The following is an 8,458-nucleotide window of genomic DNA, read 5'->3' on the forward strand; positions in this document are numbered from 1 at the left end:
AAGCGTGCGCGGAGCGTTTCCAAGCATGCCATTGCCTCCTTTCGATGCTCGAAGCCCATCACAAAGTCATCCGCATAGCGGATGATGACGACGTCGCCCCGGGCGTGGTTGTCACGCCACCACTGGCCCCACAGGTCGAATACGTAGTGCAGGAACACATTGGCCAGGAGTGGCGATATGACCGCTCCTTGCGGGGTTCCCACCTTCGTTTCCGACCACCGGCCATCTTCGCTGACCCCGGCACGAAGCCATTTGCGGATCAAGCGAAGGAGGCGCCGGTCGCCGATGCGATGTTCTAGGAACTTGATCAACCATTGGTGGTCGATCGCATCGAAGAACCCTTCGATATCGGCGTCCAGTACCCAGTTCACTCGTTTGCCAAGGATCGCTGCGCTCAATGCATCGAGTGCATCGTGCTGGCTGCGCCCCGGCCGGAAGCCATAGCTGAATCCGAGAAAGTCCTGTTCGTAGATGCTTTGGAGCACCCAGAGCACCGCCTGTTGGACAATCTTGTCCTCCAGCGAGGCCACGCCGAGCGGTCGTTGTCGACCGTCCGGTTTGGGTATCCAGACTCTCCGAGAGGGCTTAGCACGGTAGGCTCCCCGGTGAATGCGACCATGGAGATCTGCGATACGGGCCTCCAGGTCCTGCTCATATTCGTGCCAGGTAACCGTGTCGACTCCAACTGCTGCGGTCTTCTTCAGATTGAAGAAAGCCTCGGTTAAGCAGTCTTCGTTGACATGGTGCAGCAAGGCAGTGAATTTGAGCTTGCTGTCCTTACGGGCAGCTTCACGCACGCCGGCCAGTCCGCGTGACCTGCGTTTCGTCCGGCTCGGCGTCCGGTGCAGGGCAGATTGGTCGACGTTCCTCTTGGCTGGGTCCCTTTCCTCGGCCGACTCCGCCGACGGTTCAGCACCGCCCTTGTTCGTCGGATTCGCAGGTACTATGGACCCATCTGACTTCCCCATGGCGTACATATCAGCAGTACCGTCGGAAACGTTCACTGACCGTTCCTCGTCATTCGAGTTGGAAACCATGGGGATCTCCCGGTTCTCGCGCTTGAAGTTTCCAGACATGCTCAGGATCTACGACTCCGCCGTATCGTGAGATCACTTGCCTTCGACGCAACCTCACGTGTTGCCTTCCACAACCAACACAGTGTGGGCATACGGGACCACGATGATTTCGGAGCTCCATAGCTGGCCTGCCTGTACCTCTTGCCGATGCTACACCCACCGCGTTACCGCGGTCAGCGTACGACTCAAGGCCGGAGTGACTGGCTAGGTCTTCTCCGTGGGACTCTTTCATTCCTTACTCCAAGCCGGTTTATCCCGGCGCTTTCGTTGGACCATCCGACGGGAGTTGCGCTCGAAGCTAACGCGCAGCGGTCGTGTCCGAGAATTGACACCACTGCGCTGTAGGCGCCTTTCTTCGAGATGGCGGCTGATATCTATGAAAGAGTTGGGTTGAGAAATAAGAGCGGTTCCCCTATCGCATGGGGGTGTTGTGAAACCCTTTCCCCAAAGACAGGAGAACCGCCAAGATGTTGTACCTTGGAATCGACCAGCACGCACGCCAATTGACCAATTTCCCTCCGCAATGAAGACGGCGACGTGGTGGAGGCGCGGCAGGTCTCCACGGAGCCCAAGAAGGTCAACGCCTTCTTCGAGCGGCTCACTCGAGAGACGGCCGCCAACGGGGAGTCGTTCGTGTCCGTGCTTGAAGTGTGCGGTTTCAATGACTGGCTGCTACGGATGCTCAAAGACTACCGCTGCCATAAAGTGATCCTGATTCAGCCCGAGGAACGCAAGCAGCGCAAGACCGACCGGCGGGACGCCGCGGCGCTGAGCGAGTTGTTGTGGGTCAACCGCCAGCGGCTGCTGGCGGGCAAGCCTGTTCGCGGCCTCCGCCAGGTGGACGTCGCCAACACCACGGACCAGGAGAACCGACGGCTCACGATGCTTCGCAGGCAGGCCGGTCAGACGCGGACGCGGCTCATCAACAAGATCAAGCACCTCCTCCGCCGCCATAATCTGCAGTGGGAGATGCCCACCAGGACCTTTCCGACACGCACGGCGATCGTTTGGCTCGAAAGGCTTGTATTGCCCGAGATCGATCGCCTGGAACTCGATCACTTGCTGGTGGACCTTGAGCATGTCCAAGGAAGGATGGCGAAGCTCGAAGTGGTTCTTGCTGGACGCTGTGAAGCCAGCGAAACCGCCAGGCTCCTGGCGACGACTCCGGGCGTGGGACGGTTCACCGCCATCTCGCTGGCATGTCGCATCGGTCGCGTCGAACGCTTTCCACGAGCTCGCAGCCTGGCCAACTATTGGGGACTTACCCCAGGCTGCCGCAACAGCGGCGAATCAGGCCAGCGATTGGGTCGGATCACTAAGGCTGGGAGCGGCATGGCCCGCTGGCTGCTGGCCCAACTGGTCTTCAAAGTATTGCGCAAGGATCGGGAGCTGCGCGACTGGTACAAGCGAATCAAACGCCGGCGGGGCGTCGGCATTGCCCGTGTGGCCGTGATGCGGAAGCTCGCCACGATCTTCTGGCACATGGTCACCAAAGAAAAATCCTACGGCGAGTGCCGCCTCCTATCGACGGCCTGACGGTCGTTCGCGGAGACGGCGAATAACGAACACCCCAACCCCTTCACACCGGGAGCAGCCCATGCCGATTCACTGACGGTTGTTCGATCCACTCCGCCTGACGGCGGAGTGAGATCCCTCCTGCGAGGGTCAACTCGTGTTGCATCGTCGATGCATCGGCTACGGCCGACGGGCACGAGCGGTTGAATAGAGTGGCCCTTGCAGCGAGGAAATCGCACAAGACAGATACGCATCCGCCGCTCGCGACCCTTGCGAGGGCGACTTGCGAAGGAATGTGTCGGGAGCAATCGCAATCGAAAAGAACGATCGCAACTTCCCGCGGCGACGACGACCTCAGCGAATCACCAGAGCATTACCCCCCACCAACTCCGAGAACGAATCAGACAGGCGAGTACGCAGACCACTCACGATGCGCGCCCATACCGATAAAAACCGTTTCTACTTGACAAACTCTTTCAGGAGCGATGCAACCGCCTTGAGTTAGAGTGGCAGCAAAATGCCCACGGTGGCGCTACCGCAGTAAGGTAACGGTGCTGCTGCCGCGCTGGGGACGCGACGTCTTTACGACCGCAACTAGCCGTGCTTCTTCGGCAGATGCCTTTTACTGACGCGAGCCACACCTACTGCCTGTAGTTAATCACCAAAACTCCTATTGAAGTGACCGTCGTGTTACTTGCAGGAGACCCACCAAAGCAAAACACAGCAGCATCAAGCTACCGGGTTCGGGGACGGGTGTGACGTCAGCGAAGGATTCACCAATGCGAATCTCGTCGAAGCTGAATGTGCCTGTCGAGAACAGGCCGATTTGCGCCACAATTCCCACGTCCGAGTCGGCTTTCATGGCATCCGGCACCAACGGTTCACTCTGCCCTGGCAACGGATTAACGTAGAGCCGGAATGAATCGTTTCCCGTCTCAAAGTCGGCACGCAGTACCAGCAGAACGGGCTCGTTCGTGATTGCAGCGACGCCCGATGAGTATTGTTCCGTACCTCCAATGTCCTCCAGAACATACTCATTGATACTTGGCTTGCCTACAAATAGCGCCGTCCCGCTAGAAACCAACTCGAGCCCGAAATAACCGCCGGAGTCCCCGGCACCCAGTTGACCCTCGGGGCGAAGCAAGAGGCTCAAATACCGCTGGCTGCCAGCCGCACCAAGTTGCTGCCCTAACGTTCGTCGGGCCGTCGTGAATCCAGAAGGGCTCACGTTGCGAACCACGGCGTGATTTCCGCTTGTAGCTAACGCCGCCACCGGATGCGATAGACTGGAACTGCCGATCACGTGTTGTGGTAAGTCAAGGCCTCCTAATGTCCACGGCTGGCTGAAGCCAAAACTCCCGCCGCCGGATTGGCTAGCCAGACTTGCGTCCGTGGAGTAGTCGAAACCTTCATAGGCCAACAACGCACCGAGAGCAGGGGCCGGTCTTCCATGGAGGGCGCCGATACAAGCACCTACCAGTAAAACTTGGAGGCCGCGCGATCTTGATTGTTGAAGGTTCATGGCAAACACTCTCCAATTCTGTTTGTTGACGGGAGTGGAATTGTCGAAGCCGACGCCAAACGAGCTGTAATCGAAGGAATTGTGTCGGAACAATCGAAAGGAAAGTCGACTCGGATGCACCAATTCCTTATGCTACTTGTTTCTAGTTGCCACCAACACTTTTGGTGGGCTGCTTGAGTTCAACTGTCGTCGCGACAAAATAGTCACACCCATTCCTGTCAGGCGGAATCTTGGAAAGATCGCGATCAACTTGTGTGATCACCGTTTCCTCGCCGCTCGCATCAATTCGAAATACTGCACCCTCGGATAGATCGTAATCAACATCATTGATTGTGAACGTGGCGGTTAGACCGTCGGCAGTTTCTGGTTGCCACTTATATTCCAACTTCCATTCGTTTGCATTCTCGTCCCACGTTTGCGCATCGCCCTTGCGTTGGTCAAATTCGAAGCTACCGCTCGATCCACTAATGTGGTGCCCGTCACACCAGTCAACGAGCATGATTGCAGACCCTTCGTCCCATTTGAGGAAGGTGTAGTGAGTCCCGTCTTGCGTCCTGTTGGTCAGGACCTGAGGCTCAGGCACAGATGTCCCAGTAGCGTACCGCCGACATCCAAATTGCACTACCACGCAAAGCAACAACAGAAATATTCGACAGAAACGCAAAACAGTCATGCTGGCGTTGTCCGGTTGGAATTGCGGGAATAAAGTGGTTGCTAACCAAGAACCGCTCGGCGACATTGATTCGCTTGGCAATCGCAACCCTCGTTCAGTAGTTGTCAGGCATTGCCACAAGACTTCACGAGTGCCTGCAACGTATCCATATCATCAAATTGGTCGCCGCCAGGCCGACGCCCGCGATGAAAGCTCTCAATGATGTTCGGATGTGCAAACAACGTTCCATCATTCTCGTAAACAAATCCATGTTCAATTAGCCGAGCCATGGCGGCGAGGAGCGTGGCTTCCGTTGGAGTCCAACGGTTGTAATGTTCGCAAGTCCCTGAAAACTCCCTAAGTGCCATTCCTCGTGCCTCATTGTAAATGAGGTAGAGCAAGAATTCGCAGTCTTTTGAATTGGGATATGAACGAGACATCTGACCGCAAGACAAGAGATGCAAGGCGGTTTACTACGTCGTGCCTGACAGGCTGGCACTAGCCAGCCCGTATGTTCCGACGCAAGCTCCACGTTCTCGATCGAAACACTCCATTCTATGCATCCTAACGCCGACAAAACGCCGCCGCAAGCTTCGGCGAAACCAACACACCATTGTATAGTTCGATCCTGACGGTTTTGGACCGAGGCGAGTTGCACAGTCCTTTCTGAAGTCGGTCGCCCCCACAGGATGCAGTTTACTGCTACTCAGATTGACGACGGATGCAGCTACGAATGTCGCTTGCGCTTTCCCCAAGTCTTTAGTTGAAAGTGAGATAGGCGAAAAGGCCTCGCTTGCTTAAATGGATTTCGTGAACGGATTCATCACCAGCAAGGAGGCCTAAACGATGCGTGGTTGGAGCCAGGGAAGGTTTTGGAAACAGGTCAGATTCGTGCGTCGTCAGTTTCTTCAGGATGGTGGCTTGCCGCTGACAGATGTACTGACGGGCAAGATGGTGGAGCAAGCACTGACAGCAGCCGGTGTCATGCCACGGCACAGCGGCTGGACCAGCCGCTCGGAGTTGCGCCCTGCACTAACGCGCAGCGGTCTTGTCCGAAATTTGACACCTCCGCGACTTGTCAATACTTCTTACTGCGGGCCGCCGATGCACCCACGTGCTCCAAACCAACGTCAAGATTTGCAGCGGTCGCGGTCACCTCCTTGAGTTTCGGCTAGACGGTTGCCAACCGAAAGCGTTGGCGAACTGCCCCTCGTTCGCTCGGCGTTAGGCGACCCGGCCGATCTCGATGCTTCTCATGCCCCCCCGCGAGCGCGATGCTCCTGCCCCACGTTGCGGCCCCCATCGAGCGACAACGTACAACCGGTGAGCATGCGGTTCTCGAGTAGAAATTCGACGGCCTGAGCAACCGCGTCGGGCGAGTCAGCTTGCTTGACCAGCGTTGACTCGCGACGGACCTCCTGCTCTTCGTCGCTCATGCCCGGCGGGGTCAGAATGGGGCCAGGGGCGATCGAGTTGACGCGGACGGCCGGATTGCGAGCGGCAAACTCCACGGCCAGCGACCGCGTCAGGGTCGGGATCGCTCCCTTCGATACGAAGTAAGCGGCGTGGTCTAGATAGGGATGCTCGATCAGGGCGTCGCCGAAGGTAACCACCGCCCCACCAGTACGCTGCTCCACCATCTTCAATCCGGCGTAGCGGCAGACCAGGAAAGTACCGAGCGTGTTGACGCGAAAGCTACGCAGCAAGTCGTCGGCGGACAACTCTTCAAGTGGGACCGTCTTCCAGATTGCCGCGGCGTTGACCGCGGCGTCGAGCGAGCCAAATCGACCGTGCACTTGTTCGATGAGCTTGGCGACTTCGTCTTCTCTTGTCAGGTCCGCCTGAAACCGTTCCGCCTCGGTTCCCGACTGCCGCAGTTCCTCCACGTTCTCGGTAGCCGACTCGCCCGATGTGCGGAAGTGGATCGCAATCCGCCAGCCACGTCGAGCCAGGTGTTTTGCGATGTGGTAACCGACGCGTTTACTACCGCTACCGGTAATCAACGCCACCCGGCCGGGTGGCGTGGGGATCTCAGGCTCTTCCGACATGTCGCTGCTCGCGGGCTAAATGAACGCGGACCCGCCACGCGGCGAGGCGTATGGTTGGGTTGGGCATAAACAGAATTATTCCACTTCTTGAGACTGGATCATCCAGAGGTGCTTTTCGATGCTTGCCTAAATCGCGATCAGCTGCTCTAACCCGCCAAACCTTTCAACTACTCGCAAAATTGAGGCTCATAACATCACAGTCTCCATCAAGTATGTTGGGAGAGACTAGTCGGACACGATTTCGGAGCCAGCAACTGTACTCATGGCCATGAACCAGCCCCATTGTTCAATTTCGTCGAGGTCATTGGGCTCCGACGGGTTGGGCACATCGCGGATGCCGTTGGGATTGACGGCAGCGAAGCCAGTCCTGCCGATCGATAGCGCCTCGGTATGCCCGTCGAGAAACACGAACATCACCACTCCGGGATGCTCTCCCCCGAATACTTGGGTCCCCCGACGACGCCATCCTGATTGCTCGGGAGAAACGGGATGAGCGTCCGGCCCGGTGGCAAGTCCGTCTTCTGTCCCTCGCATCACCACACGTAAGTTGTCGCCAGAGAGGAAGCAGGTGTCGGCCCGAGCACTGTCACGCTGTTCGTCGCTCCAGTCGCCCTCCAATGGAGGAATGTGCCGCTCACCAACAGCGAGGGTCTTGGACAGGCCGTCCGTTACTCGACGTGCCGAGATATTGGAGTTGCTGAAGATGGGCCCGGACAGGGACAAATCGTTGTGCCACCCCACAAAGTCGATGGGCTCGTCTTCATTGCCTTGCCCCTCCGCGTAGTCGTTTTGCTCCATCCCCATATCTTCCTCGAGGCCAGCGTTTGCCGCATAGTCGCCCCGAACGGCGGACCGCCGTGGCTCACCATTCGCCCCGCCACCCTCGCCGTTGTTATCGAAGTCGCGGTCGGCGCCCGCCGATCGGCGACTAGGGCAAACGTACACAGGAAGGCCGACTCGCATCGCCCCGGCATTCTCCTCGGCATGCACTGGAAATGACGGGTCGTAAGCGTCGTAGACCGCCTGCTGCTCGAGTTGCGGCAGGATGGAATACGACCACGCCAAGCTGAACTCATTTGTTGCGGTCCGGCCATTTGGGAACTGACCGTTTGTGTCGTGATAGTTTTGGATCGCCAGGCCGATCTGCTTGAGATGGTTATTGCACTCAATGCGACGTGCGGCTTCCCTTGCGGACTGGACGGCAGGCAACAAGAGGGCGATCAAGGTACCGATAATGGCGATAACGACCAGGAGTTCAACAAGCGTGAACCCACAGCGGCGGGAAATATTTGGGCGAGTAATCATAATCTAATACCAGTTGGAGGCTGGAATGAATCCGACTGCGTCGGGGGGCAGCGGCGGTTGCCAAAAGAACTATAGGAAGCACTCGCAACGTGACCAGTCGCTAATTGGGGCACCCTGGCCTCGCTCTAACCTTCGCGCAGAGGTTACGCGACCGACTTCAAATTGCAGGAGTTCGAATTTCTGGCGGGTGGACCAGCCGTCCTCAGATTGGCGACCGGCTAATCCGCAGAGATGTTCTTAGAAATCTTCTACCGCTGCGCCTTGGAGAAATCTCTTCCAGCAGTCGGACGATGTAACGAATGTCGCTTAGTTTTTCGCAAGTCCTTTTAGCAATTGACGT

7 protein-coding genes are annotated in these 8,458 nt (G+C 57.5%); 1 reads left to right on the forward strand and 6 read right to left on the reverse strand.

Translation table 11 applies throughout. From position 1 onward, the window contains the following. Positions 1 to 1,076: reverse transcriptase domain-containing protein (locus tag NG895_RS02335; protein ID WP_252850836.1), on the reverse strand; the 1,076-nt coding region annotated here is incomplete at its 3' end. A 537-nt stretch (positions 1,077 to 1,613) separates the two neighbouring features. Between NG895_RS02335 and NG895_RS02340 the strand changes: the two genes are divergently transcribed. Continuing rightward, the gene (locus NG895_RS02340) at positions 1,614 to 2,612 is read left to right on the forward strand and encodes an IS110 family RNA-guided transposase (protein WP_252850837.1); all 999 of its coding nucleotides are present in this window, start codon (positions 1,614 to 1,616) and stop codon (positions 2,610 to 2,612) included. A 649-nt stretch (positions 2,613 to 3,261) separates the two neighbouring features. Here the strand turns inward: NG895_RS02340 and NG895_RS02345 are convergent. From NG895_RS02345 to NG895_RS02365, 5 genes are all read right to left on the reverse strand, one after another. Then, complete coding sequence (locus NG895_RS02345) at positions 3,262 to 4,011, reverse strand: PEP-CTERM sorting domain-containing protein (RefSeq protein ID WP_252850838.1); 750 nt, start codon at positions 4,009 to 4,011, stop codon at positions 3,262 to 3,264. A gap of 244 nt (positions 4,012 to 4,255) precedes the next feature. Further along, the gene (locus NG895_RS02350) at positions 4,256 to 4,696 is read right to left on the reverse strand and encodes a hypothetical protein (protein ID WP_252850839.1); all 441 of its coding nucleotides are present in this window, start codon (positions 4,694 to 4,696) and stop codon (positions 4,256 to 4,258) included. A gap of 194 nt (positions 4,697 to 4,890) precedes the next feature. Further along, positions 4,891 to 5,205: a hypothetical protein gene (locus NG895_RS02355; protein ID WP_252850840.1), complete on the reverse strand. Its 315-nt coding sequence runs from the start codon at positions 5,203 to 5,205 to the stop codon at positions 4,891 to 4,893. A gap of 813 nt (positions 5,206 to 6,018) precedes the next feature. Beyond that, positions 6,019 to 6,813, reverse strand: a complete 795-nt coding sequence (locus NG895_RS02360) for an SDR family NAD(P)-dependent oxidoreductase (RefSeq protein WP_252850841.1) — start codon at positions 6,811 to 6,813, stop codon at positions 6,019 to 6,021. A 225-nt stretch (positions 6,814 to 7,038) separates the two neighbouring features. Then, entirely contained in the window at positions 7,039 to 8,118 is a 1,080-nt protein-coding gene (locus tag NG895_RS02365) for a DUF1559 domain-containing protein (RefSeq protein ID WP_252850842.1), read from the reverse strand. Between the last annotated feature and the right edge of the window lie 340 nt (positions 8,119 to 8,458).

The organism is Aeoliella straminimaris (assembly GCF_024054565.1).
Taxonomy (GTDB): Bacteria; Planctomycetota; Planctomycetia; order Pirellulales; family Lacipirellulaceae; genus Aeoliella; species Aeoliella straminimaris.